Annotated in this window: 13 protein-coding genes; 8 read left to right on the top strand and 5 right to left on the bottom strand. The window is 71.0% G+C overall.

The window, feature by feature from the left end; translation table 11 throughout:
* Nucleotides 1-55 precede the first annotated feature (55 nt).
* The gene (locus AC07AB_RS10430) at nt 56-727 is read left to right on the top strand and encodes an HD domain-containing protein (RefSeq protein ID WP_478563194.1); all 672 of its coding nucleotides are present in this window, start codon (nt 56-58) and stop codon (nt 725-727) included.
* A 229-nt stretch (nt 728-956) separates the two neighbouring features.
* Nucleotides 957-2,258: a Cmx/CmrA family chloramphenicol efflux MFS transporter gene (locus AC07AB_RS10425; RefSeq protein ID WP_478563191.1), complete on the top strand. Its 1,302-nt coding sequence runs from the start codon at nt 957-959 to the stop codon at nt 2,256-2,258.
* Nucleotides 2,259-2,325: 67 nt separating this feature from the next.
* Here the strand turns inward: AC07AB_RS10425 and AC07AB_RS10420 are convergent, their stop codons facing one another.
* Together AC07AB_RS10420 and AC07AB_RS10415 are read right to left on the bottom strand one after the other, a co-directional pair.
* The gene (locus AC07AB_RS10420; RefSeq protein WP_478563188.1) at nt 2,326-2,589 is read right to left on the bottom strand and encodes a DUF4031 domain-containing protein; all 264 of its coding nucleotides are present in this window, start codon (nt 2,587-2,589) and stop codon (nt 2,326-2,328) included.
* Nucleotides 2,586-2,993 (bottom strand): hypothetical protein, encoded by a 408-nt coding sequence (locus AC07AB_RS10415; RefSeq protein ID WP_478563185.1) that lies wholly within the window; start codon nt 2,991-2,993, stop codon nt 2,586-2,588. The genes AC07AB_RS10420 and AC07AB_RS10415 overlap by 4 nt, the downstream gene beginning before the upstream one ends.
* Nucleotides 2,994-3,096: 103 nt before the next feature.
* Between AC07AB_RS10415 and AC07AB_RS10410 the strand changes: the two genes are divergently transcribed.
* The 5 genes from AC07AB_RS10410 to AC07AB_RS10390 all read left to right on the top strand — a co-directional run bounded on the left by AC07AB_RS10410 (nt 3,097) and on the right by AC07AB_RS10390 (nt 8,845).
* On the top strand, nt 3,097-4,020 hold the full coding sequence (locus AC07AB_RS10410; protein ID WP_478563182.1) for a MurR/RpiR family transcriptional regulator: 924 nt from the start codon (nt 3,097-3,099) through the stop codon (nt 4,018-4,020).
* 252 nt (nt 4,021-4,272) lie between these two features.
* Complete coding sequence (gene murQ, locus AC07AB_RS10405; protein ID WP_478563179.1) at nt 4,273-5,217, top strand: N-acetylmuramic acid 6-phosphate etherase; 945 nt, start codon at nt 4,273-4,275, stop codon at nt 5,215-5,217.
* Between the two features lie 89 nt (nt 5,218-5,306).
* Nucleotides 5,307-6,875, top strand: a complete 1,569-nt coding sequence (locus AC07AB_RS10400; protein WP_478563176.1) for a PTS transporter subunit EIIC — start codon at nt 5,307-5,309, stop codon at nt 6,873-6,875.
* Between the two features lie 492 nt (nt 6,876-7,367).
* Entirely contained in the window at nt 7,368-8,210 is an 843-nt protein-coding gene (locus AC07AB_RS10395) for a hypothetical protein (protein WP_478563173.1), read from the top strand.
* 56 nt (nt 8,211-8,266) lie between these two features.
* Nucleotides 8,267-8,845 (top strand): Uma2 family endonuclease, encoded by a 579-nt coding sequence (locus tag AC07AB_RS10390; RefSeq protein ID WP_478563170.1) that lies wholly within the window; start codon nt 8,267-8,269, stop codon nt 8,843-8,845.
* A gap of 261 nt (nt 8,846-9,106) precedes the next feature.
* Here the strand turns inward: AC07AB_RS10390 and AC07AB_RS10385 are convergent, their stop codons facing one another.
* Nucleotides 9,107-9,541, bottom strand: coding sequence for a VOC family protein (locus AC07AB_RS10385; RefSeq protein ID WP_478563168.1), 435 nt, complete (start codon nt 9,539-9,541; stop codon nt 9,107-9,109).
* Nucleotides 9,542-9,656: 115 nt separating this feature from the next.
* On the opposite strand from AC07AB_RS10385, the gene lepB reads away from it, so the two are divergent.
* On the top strand, nt 9,657-10,535 hold the full coding sequence (gene lepB, locus AC07AB_RS10380) for a signal peptidase I (RefSeq protein ID WP_478563165.1): 879 nt from the start codon (nt 9,657-9,659) through the stop codon (nt 10,533-10,535).
* A 155-nt stretch (nt 10,536-10,690) separates the two neighbouring features.
* Here lepB and groL read toward each other — a convergent pair whose 3' ends face one another.
* Both groL and AC07AB_RS10370 read right to left on the bottom strand, forming a co-directional pair.
* Entirely contained in the window at nt 10,691-12,316 is a 1,626-nt protein-coding gene (gene groL, locus AC07AB_RS10375) for a chaperonin GroEL (RefSeq protein ID WP_478563162.1), read from the bottom strand.
* 341 nt (nt 12,317-12,657) lie between these two features.
* A complete protein-coding gene (locus tag AC07AB_RS10370; protein ID WP_005315736.1) occupies nt 12,658-12,861 on the bottom strand; it encodes a cold-shock protein in 204 nt (67 codons plus the stop codon).
* Nucleotides 12,862-13,380 lie beyond the last annotated feature (519 nt).

The following is a 13,380-nucleotide window of genomic DNA, read 5'->3' as shown; positions in this document are numbered from 1 at the left end:
GCATAGCGTGCCACAACCGCGACCAGCAGCGAAAGCTGTACCCCACAATTGGCTTATGGCAGCCTCGACCGAATACCCGTCCGGCCCCTCCCCCGCGCTGCTCGCGCGCTGGTCCGACCTGGTCGCGTCAGCCCGTGGCGGCGCCGGCGGGCCCGACCCCCGGCCGTATGGCGAGAACCTCCTCGCCCGCTGGGCCGAACCCCAGCGCCGGTACCACACCACCGCCCACCTGGCCGTCGTCCTCGACCGCGTCGACGAGCTGGCCGGCCACGCCGAGAACCCCGCCTCCGTAGCGCTCGCCGCCTGGTTCCACGACGCCGTCTACCGCCCCGACCGCTCCGAGAACGAGGAGCGCAGCGCCCACCTGGCCGAGCGCGCCCTCCCGGAACTGGGCTTCGACGCGGCCCGTACGGCCGAGGTCGCCCGCCTCGTACGGCTCACCGCCACCCATGCCCCGGACGCCGACGACCTCAACGGCGCGGTCCTGTGCGACGCGGACCTCGCGGTGCTGGCCGGGGCGCCGCAGGAGTACGCGGCGTACGCGGCGGCGGTGCGCGCGGAGTACGGCTTCGTCCCGGACGACGCGTTCCGCGAGGGGCGGGCGGATGTGCTGCGGCAGCTGCTCGCGCTGGAGCGCCTGTTCCGGACCCCGCAGGGGTACGACCGCTGGGAGCACACGGCGCGCCGCAACATGGCCACGGAGCTGGAGCTGCTGTCGACGCACTGAGGTGTGTGACGTGAGGGAAGCACCATGCGCGTGAGGGAAGCACCACGCGCGTGAGGTGAGCAACGCGCGCGTGAGGTGAGAGAAGCGACACGGGCGCGTGCGGTGAACCGCGACACGCGGTGCAATTCCCGCCACACCGGACAGCCGGCGTCTCCGTGCGCCCCTCGGGGGAATACACCGCCCCATCACCACGCTGGCTTCCAATATGCCCAACGCCAGTAACCCCCGCATGCCCGTGGCCGTATACGTGCTCGGGCTCTCCGTCTTTGCACTAGGAACCTCAGAATTCATGCTGTCCGGGCTGCTCCAGCCCCTGGCACGTGACATGGGCGTATCGATTCCGCAGGCCGGTCTCCTGGTCTCCGCCTTCGCGGTCGGCATGGTCGTCGGCGCGCCCGTACTGGCGGCGGCGACGCTGAAACTGCCGCGCCGCACGACCCTGATAGCCCTGCTGGCCATATTCGGCCTGGGGCAGATCGCCGGCGCGCTGTCCCCCTCGTACTCGGTGCTCTTCGTCTCCCGCGTGGTGAGCGCGCTGGCCTGCGCCGGGTTCTGGGCGGTGGGCGCGGCCGTCGCCGTGTCGCTGGTGCCGGTCAACGCGCGGGCGCGCGCCATGGCCGTGATGGTCGGCGGGTTGTCGGTCGCGAACATCGCCGGGGTCCCGGCGGGAGCGTTCCTCGGGCAGCACGCGGGCTGGCGTTCGGCGTTCTGGGCGGTGGCCGGACTGTCGCTGATCGGCCTCATCGGCGTGGTCATGCTCGTACCGCGCACCAAGCCCGCCACGGGCGCGGACGCACCCCGGCTCCGTACCGAGCTGTCCATCTACCGCGACCGCCAGGTGTGGCTCGCGCTGGCGGCCACCGCGCTCAACGGCGCGGCCGTCTTCTGCCTCTTCTCCTACCTCGCGCCGCTGCTGACCGAGACCGCCGGGATGAAGGAGAGCCTGGTGCCGATGGTGCTGGGCCTCTTCGGGGTCGGCGCGCTGATCGGCACGGCGGTCGGCGGCCGCATCGCCGACGCGCACCTCTTCGGAACGATGTACGCGGGCATCACGGCCTCCACCGTGGTCCTCGCGATACTGGCGCTGACGGCGCACAGCGCACCGGCCGCCGTGGTGCTGGCGCTGATGCTCGGCGTCTCCGCCTTCACCACCGCGCCCGCGCTCAACGCCCGGATGTTCAACGTCGCCTCCGCCGCGCCGACCCTGGCGGGTGCGACCACCACGGCCGCGTTCAACATCGGCAACACGGTCGGCCCCTGGCTCGGCGGCCTCGTCATCGGCGCGGGCTGGGGCTACCCGGCGGTGGCCTGGACGGGTGCGGCGCTGGCGGCGGTCGCCGTGGGCACGACGGCGGTCGCCTCGCGCCTGCACCACGCTACGAGCACATCCCGCCTGGTGGCCTCCTCGGGGGACGCGGCGCACTCGTCGGAATCGGAGCGGTCGTCGGAATCGGGCCACGCGGCGCACTCGGCCCACTCAGCGCATTCGCTGGAGAAGCCGGCCTGCGCCACCGCTGCCCCGACCGACTGAGACGGACTTCGGCGGCCCCGGCCGCGGTTTCTTCGAGGCAAGGCCCCCAGGTGGCTTCCCCTGGGGGCTAAGCCCGCCCCTTCGCCCGCCGGAGCCCCGCCTCCGTCAGCCGTCGCAGCAGCTCCTTGCTGCCGACCTCCACCGCGCCCGCCCGTACCGCGTCCGCATACCGCGTCGACGGCATGTCGTAGTGGTCCCGGTCGAACGCGCGCGGCGGGCATCCGATGCCCGCCGCGAAGGCGTGCAGTTCGTCGTACGACACGTCGCTGACCAGGTGCGACCACATCCGTCCGTGCCCCGGCCAGGTCGGCGGGTCGACATAGACGGTCATGACCGCCCGCCGTCCGGACCGTCGCCGGACCGGTCGGCGGGCCCGCCGCCGGGCCCCCGCCCCAGCTTTCCGACCGGCGCGACGACCACGCCCGCCTTGCCGCACACCCAGTGCGGGTCCGGCCCCAGTTCGGGCTCCACGTCCAGCGCGTGCGGATCGCCCTCCCCCACGCAGACCGGGCACAGCGGCCACCGCCCGTACCGCTCCAGCAGTGCGTCCTGTACGTCCTGGGCGACGAGCCCGGCCACGAACTCGACGCCCTGCGGCCACTGCTCGACCCACCACCGGCGGTGTGCGACGGCGTCCTCCACGAGCGACACGACGTCGGCCTCGGCGACCTCGCCCGCTACCAGGTCGGCGAGGATGAGCGCCCGCGCCGTATGCAATGACTGTTCGAGCTCCATGCTCCCCATTGTCGCCCGAACGCCTCACTCGGGACCAAAATCCCGTCCGCCCCGGTATCCACAGGGGGTTGACGCCGCCCCGTCCTGAAAATATCTTTCAAGAGTGAGCAGCCATCTGAAAGAAACTTTCGCAGCCGGTTCCACACCGCCGCCCCCGGCGACCCTGGCGGCCAGGGTTCGCACGCTCGGGCCCTCCATGACCCGCTCCATGCAGCGCGTCGCCGAGGCCGTGGCCCTCGACCCGGCCGGCTGCGCCGCGCTCACCGTCACCGGACTAGCGGAGCGTACGGGCACCAGCGAGGCCACCGTCGTCCGTACCGCCCGCAGCCTCGGCTACCCCGGCTACCGCGATCTGCGGCTCGCCCTCGCCGCCCTGGCCGCGCAGCAGGCGGCCGGCCGCGCCCCCGCCGTCACCGCCGACATCGCCGTCGACGACTCCATCACCGACGTCGTCGCCAAGCTCGCGCACGAGGAACAGCAGTGCCTCGCCGACACCGCCGCCGGGCTCGACACGACGCAGTTGGAGGCCGCGGTCGGCGCGCTCGTCGGCGCCCGCCGCATCGATGTGTACGGCATCGGCGCGTCCAGCCTCGTCGGCCAGGACCTCGTGCAGAAGCTGCTGCGCATCGGGCTCATCGCGCACTCCCACTCCGACCCGCACCTGGCGGTCACCAACGCCGTGCAGCTGCGCCCCGGGGACGTCGCCATCGCCATCACCCACTCCGGGCGGACCGCCGACGTCATAGAGCCGCTGCACGCCGCCTTCGACCACGGCGCCACCACCGTCGCGATCACCGGCCGCCCGGACGGCGGGATCGCGCAGTACGCGGACCACATCCTCACCACCTCCACCGCCCGGGAGAGCGAGCTGCGCCCGGCCGCCATGTCGAGCCGCACCAGCCAGCTCCTGGTCGTGGACTGCCTGTTCATAGGCGTGGCGCAGCGTACGTACGAGACGGCCGCGCCCGCCCTGTCGGCCTCGTACGAGGCGCTGGCCCACCGCCGCGATCCACGCGCGGGCCGCTGAGCCGGCCCGTATCCGTAGGGCGTCGGCGGAGCCGGCACATGCGGCGCGGGCAGCGCCTCCGCGCCGGGACGGTCCGGACGGCGAAGGCCCGCCCTGGTTTCCGCGCGGCCCCGGCCTGTACCGGAGACGTCGCCCGCACCCGTACCGGAGGCGTCGCTCGGACCCGTGCCGGGACGCCGCCCGCACCCGTGCCGGGGACACCGCCCTCACCCGCACAAAAGATGTCGCCAGCAGAGAAAGAGCCGCACTGCCATGACCCCCTCCACCTCCACCACTGACTACTCGCAACTGCGCGCCGAGCTCGAAACCCTCGCCACCGAGGCGTTCCGCCCCGAACTGGCCGAGATCGACCGGCTCCCCACCCTCGACATCGCGAAGATCATGAACGGCGAGGACGCCACCGTCCCCACCGCCGTCGCCGCCCAGCTGCCGCGCATCGCCGCCGCCATCGACGCCACCGCCGCCCGGATGAGCCGCGGCGGCCGGCTGGTCTACGCGGGCGCGGGCACCGCGGGCCGGCTCGGCATCCTCGACGCGAGCGAGTGCCCGCCCACCTTCAACACCGAGCCGACCGAGGTCGTCGGCCTCATCGCGGGCGGCCCGTCGGCGATGGTCACGGCCGTCGAGGGGGCCGAGGACAGCAAGGAGCTGGCGGCGGCCGACCTCGACGCGCTCGGGCTGAGCGCCGAGGACACCGTCGTCGGCGTCTCCGCCTCGGGCCGCACGCCGTACGCGATCGGGGCCGTCGAGCACGCCCGTGCCGCCGGGGCGCTCACCATCGGGCTGTCCTGCAACCCCGACTCGGCGCTCGCCGCCGCCGCCGAGCACGGCATCGAGGTCGTCGTCGGCCCCGAGCTCCTCACCGGCTCGACCCGGCTGAAGGCGGGCACGGCCCAGAAGCTCGTGCTGAACATGGTCTCGACGATCACCATGATCCGGCTCGGCAAGACGTACGGAAACCTGATGGTCGACGTACGGGCCTCCAACGAGAAGCTGCGCGCCCGTTCGCGCCGCATCGTCGCGCTGGCGACCGGAGCCGCCGACGCCGAGATCGAGACGGCGCTGGCCGCGACCGGCGGGGAGGTGAAGAACGCGATCCTCAGCATCCTCGGCGACGTGGACGGCCCCACCGCAGCCCGCCTCCTCGCCGAATCCGGCGGCCATCTGCGTGCGGCGCTGCACGCGTCGATGGCCTGACGGCTCCCGGACCCGGCTTCCCGGGCCCCGACACCCCGGCCCCGCGAGTCCATCGCGCGAGCCCCACACCAGAACAAGGCACCCGCACCATGGCAACAGACGACAAGAACCGCGCCACCGCCGCCGCGATCCTCCCGCTCGTCGGCGGCGCCGAGAACATCGACACCATCGCCCACTGCATGACCCGCCTCCGCCTCTCGCTCCGGGACCGCTCCCTGGTACGGGAGGAGGAGCTGAAAGCGCTGCCGGCCGTCATGGGGGTGGTGGACGACGACACGTACCAGATCGTGCTCGGGCCGGGCACGGTCGCCAGGGTCACGCCGGAGTTCGAGGCGCTGGTGGCGGAGGAACGTACCGCCGCGCCGGCCTCCGGGCCGGCCGCGGGGCCCGTCACCCCCGAGCCGGACCCGCACCCGGTGACGGCCGACGAGCTGGCGGCCCAGGGCGCGGCGCTCAAGGACCGGCAGAAGGCCCGTAACGCCACCCCGGTCAAGCTCTTCCTCCGCAGGATCGCGAACATCTTCGTGCCGCTGATCCCGGCGCTCATCGGCTGCGGCATCGTCGCGGGCATCAACGGCCTGCTGGCCAACCTGGGCTGGCTGCCCGCCATCGTCCCGGCGCTCACGGCCATCGCGTCCGGCTTCATGTCGCTGATCGCCGTGTTCGTCGGCTACAACACGGCGAAGGAGTTCGGCGGCACGCCCATTCTCGGCGGCGCGGTCGCGGCGATCATCGTCTTCGCGGGCGTCCAGAACATCAGCGCCTTCGGCCAGAAGCTCGCACCGGGCCAGGGCGGCGTGCTGGGCGCGCTGGGCGCGGCGCTGCTCGCCGTGTACGTGGAGAAGCGGTGCCGAAAGTGGGTGCCGGAGTCCCTGGACGTACTGGTCACCCCCACCCTCACCGTGCTGGTCTCGGGGCTGGTCACCATCTTCGGCCTGATGTTCATCGCGGGTGAGGTCTCGACCGCCATCGGCGACTTCGCCAACTGGCTGCTGGCCAACGGCGGGGCGGGCGCGGGCTTCGTGCTCGGCGGCCTCTTCCTGCCGCTGGTGATGCTCGGCCTGCACCAGGCCCTCATCCCCATCCACACCACGCTCATCGAGCAGCAGGGCTTCACGGTCCTGCTCCCCATCCTCGCCATGGCGGGCGCGGGCCAGGTCGGCGCGGCCGTCGCGGTCTATCTGCGGCTGCCGCGCAACGAGTCGATCCGCAAGACCATCAAGTCCGCGCTTCCGGCGGGGTTCCTGGGCGTCGGCGAACCCCTCATCTACGGCGTATCGCTCCCGCTGGGCCGCCCCTTCATCACGGCCTGTATCGGCGGCGCGTTCGGCGGCGGTTTCGTCGGCCTCTTCAACCAGCTCGGCGACGCGGTCGGCTCCACCGCCATCGGCCCCTCCGGCTGGGCCCTCTTCCCCCTCCTCAAGGGCGACCACGGCCTGGGCACCACGGTCGCGATCTACGCGGCGGGGCTGGCGGCCGGCTATGTCGCGGGGTTCGTGGCCACGTACTTCTTCGGCTTCAGCAAGCAGATGCTCACGGAGTTGAACGAGCCCCAGGGGGAGGGTGCGGGCGCCGCAGCCGGTGCCACTGGTGCCCCGGCGACCTCCGCCGCCGCGCAGGCCACCACCACGGCGGAGGGCGAACCGGCGACGGTCTGAGCAAGGGACCGTCGGGGCCCCTTGCGGCGATTGGAGTGGGGAAACCGCCCGTAAAGCACGTATCCGGGAACGGAATCGGGCGGTTTCCCCACTCTATTGCTCAGTGAACTCCTGGCACCGGCCGTCGGCCTTTGCGTCGTGCACCGCGCCCCTGATCCGGCCCTCGCGTATCCACTCCGGATTCCCGCCCCGAACGCGGCAGAAATCGGCGCACCGGCCCCCGGGGCTCAAGTCCCGGAGTCCGGGCGCTCTTTCCAAGGAATGGCCGGCGGGCAATACCCACCACCCCACCAACTCCCGCACACGGCCGGGAAGATAACTTCCCGTGGCCGACTTGCCACGGGGGGTTATGGCGGTTTAGCGTTCGCGGCAACAAACAACCCCGACCGGTGCTACCAACACACGGCCGGGGTCTGACCACCAAGATCGAAGTAGGCCGATCCCATGGCTAACGAAGACTCTAACGCCGCCGCCTCCCCGGCCGCACACCCCATGGCGGGCACCGGCTACGGCAAGCGCAGCGCACCGTCCCAACTCCCCCGCAGAGCCCATGACTTCGCGCACCTCCCACGCCGCGAGGCGTCCGTGGCCGCGTATCTCGACCGGCTGCCGGACGGCGCGGACATCTCCGTGAAGACCCTCGCCAAAGTGCTGCCGGACTACGGCCAATGCGCCCTGCGCACGGCGCTGCGCCGCCTGTCGGAGGCCGGTCACCTGCGCCGCGTCACCGAACACCTCTGGGGCGAGGACGGCAGCCCGCGCTGGGTGACGCGCACGTACTTCTCCCGTACTCCACGGGACGACGCGTGGTGGACGGCGTTCCGCGCCGGGAACGTACCCGACGCGGAGCACCCGCCCCGAACCGCACCCGAACGAGCGAACCGCACCGAGGCGTACGACCAGCTGGCCGCCCTCGGCCGCGCCGAACCCCGCCTGACGCTCTCCGCCAACGACTGCGCGTCCCTGGAGGCGCTGGCGGCCGAGTGGTTCACGCGCGGCGCGACGCCCGCGCAGTTCCTGCACGCCCTCACCGACGGGCTGCCGTCCGAGATCCATCACACGGGCGGCTTCACCCGCGGCCGCCTCATCGCGAAGCTGCCGCCCCCGCCGCGTACGGACCCGGACGGCACGCGCCCCGCTCCGCTGCGCATCCTCGAATGCACCCTCTGCCGCGCTCCCGGCCGCCCCGAGGCGCTCCCCGGCGGCATCTGCGGACGCTGCCGCGGCGAGGCCCCACCGGACCGCCACGCACCAGCCCTCCCGCCCGCGCACGTACACGCCCACGCCACCAAGGCCCGTGCCGCCGCCCGCTCCCCCGAAAGGAACCACGCATGACCAGTCAGCCCATCCGTGCCAGAAGCAGGGCACGATGTAGGGGAGGAGGCGACACCATGACCCCCAGCACCGCCGACCACCCCCAGATGACGGTCGAGGACTTCGAACAGCTCGCCCATTCGGCCCCCGAAGCAGTGACGCTTGAATTCATCAACGGAAAGCTTGAGGTCAAGCCGGTGCCCGACGGGGATCACGGAACCATCTTCATGTGGCTGCTGCGGCAGTGCATGCAGCAGCGGCCGGAGCTGGATCTGTACCCCGAGCAAGGGCTGCAAGTCGAGACGTACCGCAAGGGCCGCGCCCGCCCGGACGGCGCGCTCGCGCCGCGGCGGCACTTCGCGGGGCAGGGCGAGTGGGCCAAGCCGGACGGCGTCCTGATGACCGTCGAGGTGACCTCCCACGACGCCGACACCGACCGCCGGGACCGCAGCGAGAAGCGGGACGCCTACGCGGCCGCGGGCATCCCCGTCTACCTGCTCATCGACCGCGACGCCTGCACCCTCACCGTGCACAGCGAGCCGGAGAACGGTACGTACCAGCAGCACCCCTCGTACGCCTACGGCACGACCGTCGAACTGCCCGCCCCCGTCGGCATCACCCTGGACACCGAGGAGCTCAAGGACTACGCCCACTGATCCGCGTACGTCCGCAACAGCCGCCTGCCTATCAGCGCACGCCCGAGCGGGCCCTCGCCCTCCTCGACCGCCAGATCGACCGGCTGTTCACCGGCCCGGACCGACTCCCGGGCCCCCGCCCGTGAAGACGGCCCGTGAAGCCGACCCGGGGCAGGACCGCGAGCCCCCGCCGGAGGTGGCTCGCGTCCCGCGCCCCGGGTCGGCCCATGGGACGCCCCGGGTCGACCCATGGGGCGGGACGAGGACCCCGTTCGCGGTCCCTCAGTCGAGGCAGAACTCGTTGCCCTCGACGTCCTGCATCACCAGGCACGACTCGTTCTCCTCGTCGGCGAGCAGCAGCCGCACGCGGGTCGCGCCGAACGGGATCAGCCGTGCGCACTCCGCCTCAAGCGCGGCGACGCGCTCGTCCCCCACGAGCCCGGTGCCGGCCCGCACGTCAAGGTGGACCCGATTCTTGACGACCTTGCTTTCGGGAACGCGCTGGAAGTACAGGCGCGGGCCCACACCCGAGGGATCCATGCAGGCGAACCCGGAATCCCGACGCTCAGGCGGCAGCGAGCGGTCGAAGTCGTCCCACGTGGCGAACCCCTCCGGCGGCGGCGGTACGACATACCCCAGCACCTCACACCAGAAACGAGCGACGCGCTGTGGTGACGCGCAGTCGAAGGTGACTTGGACCTGCTTGATCGATGCCATCGGATCACCTTAGCCACGCGTGCTGTTCACTGGGACCCCGAATGTGATCACCGCGCGGATCAGGGTCTCGCGTGACATGAGCAGCAGCGGGCGGTGGTCAATGCGAGGAGTGGACATGGGAGCTATGGCGGCGGGCACGCGGTCGGAACAGGACGGCCCGGAACAGGGGTCCGGGAAAGCGGCGGAGAAGGGCGGGAGGTGGCGGAGGGCCGGAAAGCCCGCGAAGGCGCAACGGTCGTTCTGGAAGGAACTCCCCCTGCTCGTCGTGGTCGCGCTGGTGCTGGCGCTGCTGATCAAGACTTTCCTGGTGCAGGCGTTCTCGATCCCCTCGGGGTCCATGCAGAACACCCTGCAACCGGGTGACCGGGTCCTGGTCGACAAGCTGACCCCGTGGTTCGGCTCGAAACCCGAGCGCGGCGAGGTCGTCGTCTTCCGCGACCCGGGGCGCTGGATGAAGGACGAGCCGACGCCCGAGCCCAACCTGGTGCAGAAGGCGCTGGGCTTCATCGGGCTGATGCCGTCCGCCGACGAGAAGGACCTGATCAAGCGGGTCGTGGGCGTCGCCGGCGACACCGTCGAGTGCCAGGGCACCGGCCCGCTGAAGGTCAACGGCAAGCCGTTGAAGGAGCCCTACGTCTTCTCCGGCGACACCCCGTGCAGCACGGACCCGGAGAGCCAGTTCAGGGTCACGGTGCCCAAGGACCGGCTGTGGGTGATGGGCGACCACCGGCAGAACTCGCGGGACTCCCGCTACCACCAGAACGAGGCCGGCGAGGGGTTCGTCCCCGTGAAGGACGTGGTGGGCCGCGCCATCGTCATCGCCTGGCCGGTCGACCGCTGGGACACCCTCTCCGTCCCCGGCACCTTCGACCAGAAGGGCATCGACAAGGCCGCGGCCGCGGCCCCCACCGCGGTGGCCTTCGTCGGGGCGGTCCCCCTGGTGCTGGTGCGCCGGCGCCTGCTCTCCCGCCGATCCGCGCGCCCGGCCTCCTGACGGGAGAGGCCCGCCCCGCGTCCCCTCGCAAGGCCACAAGGCCACAAGGCCACAAGGTCGCAAGGCACCAAGGCACCAACGCCCGAGGGCGGCACCCCCACACGGGAGTGCCGCCCTCGGTCCGTACAGCTATGGCCGACTGATCCTCAGGAGGATCAGAAGTCCATGTCACCGCCCGGCATGCCGCCCGGAGCGCCGGCCGCAGAGGCCTTCTCCGGCTTGTCGGCGATGACGGCCTCGGTGGTGAGGAAGAGCGCCGCGATGGAGGCGGCGTTCTGCAGCGCGGAGCGCGTGACCTTGGCCGGGTCGATGATGCCCGCGGCGATGAGGTCGATGTACTCGCCGGTCGCGGCGTTGAGGCCGTGACCCGGAGTCAGGTTGCGCACCTTCTCCACGACGACGCCGCCCTCAAGGCCGGCGTTGATCGAGATCTGCTTCAGCGGGGCCTCAAGGGCCAGCTTCACAGCGGCGGCACCAGTGGCCTCGTCGCCTTCGAGGTCGAGCTTCTCGAAGACCGACACGGTCTGGAGCAGAGCCACGCCACCACCGGCGACGATGCCCTCTTCGACGGCCGCCTTCGCGTTGCGAACGGCGTCCTCGATGCGGTGCTTGCGCTCCTTGAGCTCGACCTCGGTCGCGGCACCGGCCTTGATGACCGCAACACCGCCGGCGAGCTTCGCCAGGCGCTCCTGCAGCTTCTCGCGGTCGTAGTCGCTGTCCGAGTTCTCGATCTCGGCGCGGATCTGGTTGACGCGACCCTGGACCTGGTCGCTCTCACCGGAGCCGTCGACGATGGTCGTCTCGTCCTTGGTGATGACGACCTTGCGGGCGCGGCCGAGCAGGTCGAGACCGGCGCTCTCCAGCTTGAGGCCGACCTCCTCGGAGATGACGGTGCCACCGGTGAGGATGGCGATGTCGCCGAGCATGGCCTTGCGGCGGTCACCGAAGCCCGGGGCCTTGACGGCGACGGACTTGAAGGTGCCACGGATCTTGTTGACGACGAGCGTGGACAGCGCCTCGCCCTCGACGTCCTCCGCGATGATCAGCAGCGGCTTGCCCGACTGCATGACCTTCTCCAGCAGCGGAAGGAGGTCCTTCACGTTGCCGATCTTGGAGTTGACGATCAGGATGTACGGGTCGTCGAGCGACGCCTCCATACGCTCCATGTCGGTGGCGAAGTACGCGGAGATGTAGCCCTTGTCGAAGCGCATGCCTTCGGTGAGCTCAAGCTCCAGGCCGAAGGTCTGCGACTCCTCGACCGTGATGACGCCTTCCTTGCCGACCTTGTCCATCGCCTCGGCGATGAGCTCGCCGATCTGGGTGTCGGCGGCGGAGATGGAGGCGGTCGAAGCGATCTGCTCCTTGGTCTCCACGTCCTTGGCCTGCTCCAGCAGGGCGGCGGAGACGGCCTCGACGGCCTTCTCGATGCCACGCTTGAGGGCCATCGGGTTGGCGCCGGCGGCTACGTTGCGCAGGCCCTCGCGGACCAGCGCCTGCGCCAGGACGGTCGCGGTCGTCGTGCCGTCACCGGCGACGTCGTCCGTCTTCTTCGCGACCTCCTTGACCAGCTCGGCGCCGATCTTCTCGTACGGGTCCTCAAGCTCGATCTCCTTGGCGATGGAAACACCATCGTTGGTGATCGTGGGGGCGCCCCACTTCTTCTCTAGGACGACGTTGCGACCCTTGGGGCCCAGGGTCACCTTGACGGCGTCGGCGAGCTGGTTCATGCCGCGCTCGAGGCCGCGCCGTGCCTCCTCGTCGAACGCGATGATCTTGGCCATGTGAAGTGGTCCTCCCGGACAGAAGGGGGTCCCCCTGCTCCCTGTAAGGAGCTCGGGGGCGGATTGCTCCGGACCGCGTGGCGCCCGCGACGGACGACCTGTCGCCTTGTGGTTCCTTGCCCCACCCGGCGTACGGGCCTCACCGACCCGGTCCATTTCTGTCACTCTCACTGGGAGAGTGCTAAGCCCAATGATTAGCACTCGACCCCCGAGAGTGCAAGCGGCTTCGCAGACCCGGAGGCGGTCGGGACACGACCGGAACCCCGGGACGCACGAGGGGCCCGCACCCCGGAAGGTACGGGCCCCACATGTGAGTGAGCCGGTGGTCGATCGCGCCGAGATCAGACGGCGAGCTTGACCATGTCCGCCTGCGGCCCCTTCTGGCCCTGCGAGATCTCAAACTCCACTCGCTGACCCTCCTCGAGGGTGCGGTAGCCGTCCATCTGAATCGCGCTGTAGTGGACGAATACATCCGCACCACCGTCGACCGCGATGAAGCCGTACCCCTTCTCCGCGTTGAACCATTTGACGGTGCCCTGAGCCATGCCTAACTCCCCTATTACTGGCCCTTGCGCAGGACCGCACTTCGCGGACCCGGGTCAGACCTCACCCCCTGACAGGTGGGGGTGTGCGCCGGAACGCGTCGACCGCGGCTGAATGTATCTGCACGGATGCCGTCTGCAACAGGTCAATCGGACGAGAATTCCGACGGTGGCCGACCGGCGCTATGCGGAGAATTCCCAGCAATCCGGGGCAAGTCGGGCCGGGCATAGCGCAACTTACCCGGCAATTCGCACACAGTCTTTGCACGCAACTTGACGGGTTCTCATGTGCGTTCGGCACCGACGCCGGAGGGGGATCGTCTTCAACTGTATCGCCATTCAACAGACGGAATCGCCCCGTCCATTTCTGGCCGGGGCGATTCGCGGGCGATCCGAGATCGATTCGGGATTGCTCCGAGGGCGATTCAGGGACGCTTCGGGGACGTTTCGGGAGGGGCGACGCGGCGGGGCGACGTGGCGGGGTGGGGAGGTGCGGCGGGGAGGAACGGCGGGGAGCGCCGA

It is taken from the genome of Streptomyces sp. NPDC044033 (genome assembly GCF_056434425.1).
Note: the sequence above shows the minus strand (reverse complement) of the source record. Positions and strands in the feature narration are given on the sequence as shown.

Coding starts and splice junctions, on each gene's coding strand:
- lepB (WP_478563165.1), top strand. CDS start 9,657: ATGGGAGCTATGGCGGCGGGCACGCGGTCGGAACAGGACGGCCCGGAA.
- AC07AB_RS10400 (WP_478563176.1), top strand. CDS start 5,307: ATGGCAACAGACGACAAGAACCGCGCCACCGCCGCCGCGATCCTCCCG.
- AC07AB_RS10430 (WP_478563194.1), top strand. CDS start 56: ATGGCAGCCTCGACCGAATACCCGTCCGGCCCCTCCCCCGCGCTGCTC.
- AC07AB_RS10395 (WP_478563173.1), top strand. CDS start 7,368: ATGGCGGGCACCGGCTACGGCAAGCGCAGCGCACCGTCCCAACTCCCC.
- groL (WP_478563162.1), bottom strand. CDS start 12,316: ATGGCCAAGATCATCGCGTTCGACGAGGAGGCACGGCGCGGCCTCGAG.
- AC07AB_RS10370 (WP_005315736.1), bottom strand. CDS start 12,861: ATGGCTCAGGGCACCGTCAAATGGTTCAACGCGGAGAAGGGGTACGGC.
- murQ (WP_478563179.1), top strand. CDS start 4,273: ATGACCCCCTCCACCTCCACCACTGACTACTCGCAACTGCGCGCCGAG.
- AC07AB_RS10415 (WP_478563185.1), bottom strand. CDS start 2,993: ATGGAGCTCGAACAGTCATTGCATACGGCGCGGGCGCTCATCCTCGCC.
- AC07AB_RS10420 (WP_478563188.1), bottom strand. CDS start 2,589: ATGACCGTCTATGTCGACCCGCCGACCTGGCCGGGGCACGGACGGATG.
- AC07AB_RS10390 (WP_478563170.1), top strand. CDS start 8,267: ATGACCCCCAGCACCGCCGACCACCCCCAGATGACGGTCGAGGACTTC.
- AC07AB_RS10385 (WP_478563168.1), bottom strand. CDS start 9,541: ATGGCATCGATCAAGCAGGTCCAAGTCACCTTCGACTGCGCGTCACCA.
- AC07AB_RS10425 (WP_478563191.1), top strand. CDS start 957: ATGCCCGTGGCCGTATACGTGCTCGGGCTCTCCGTCTTTGCACTAGGA.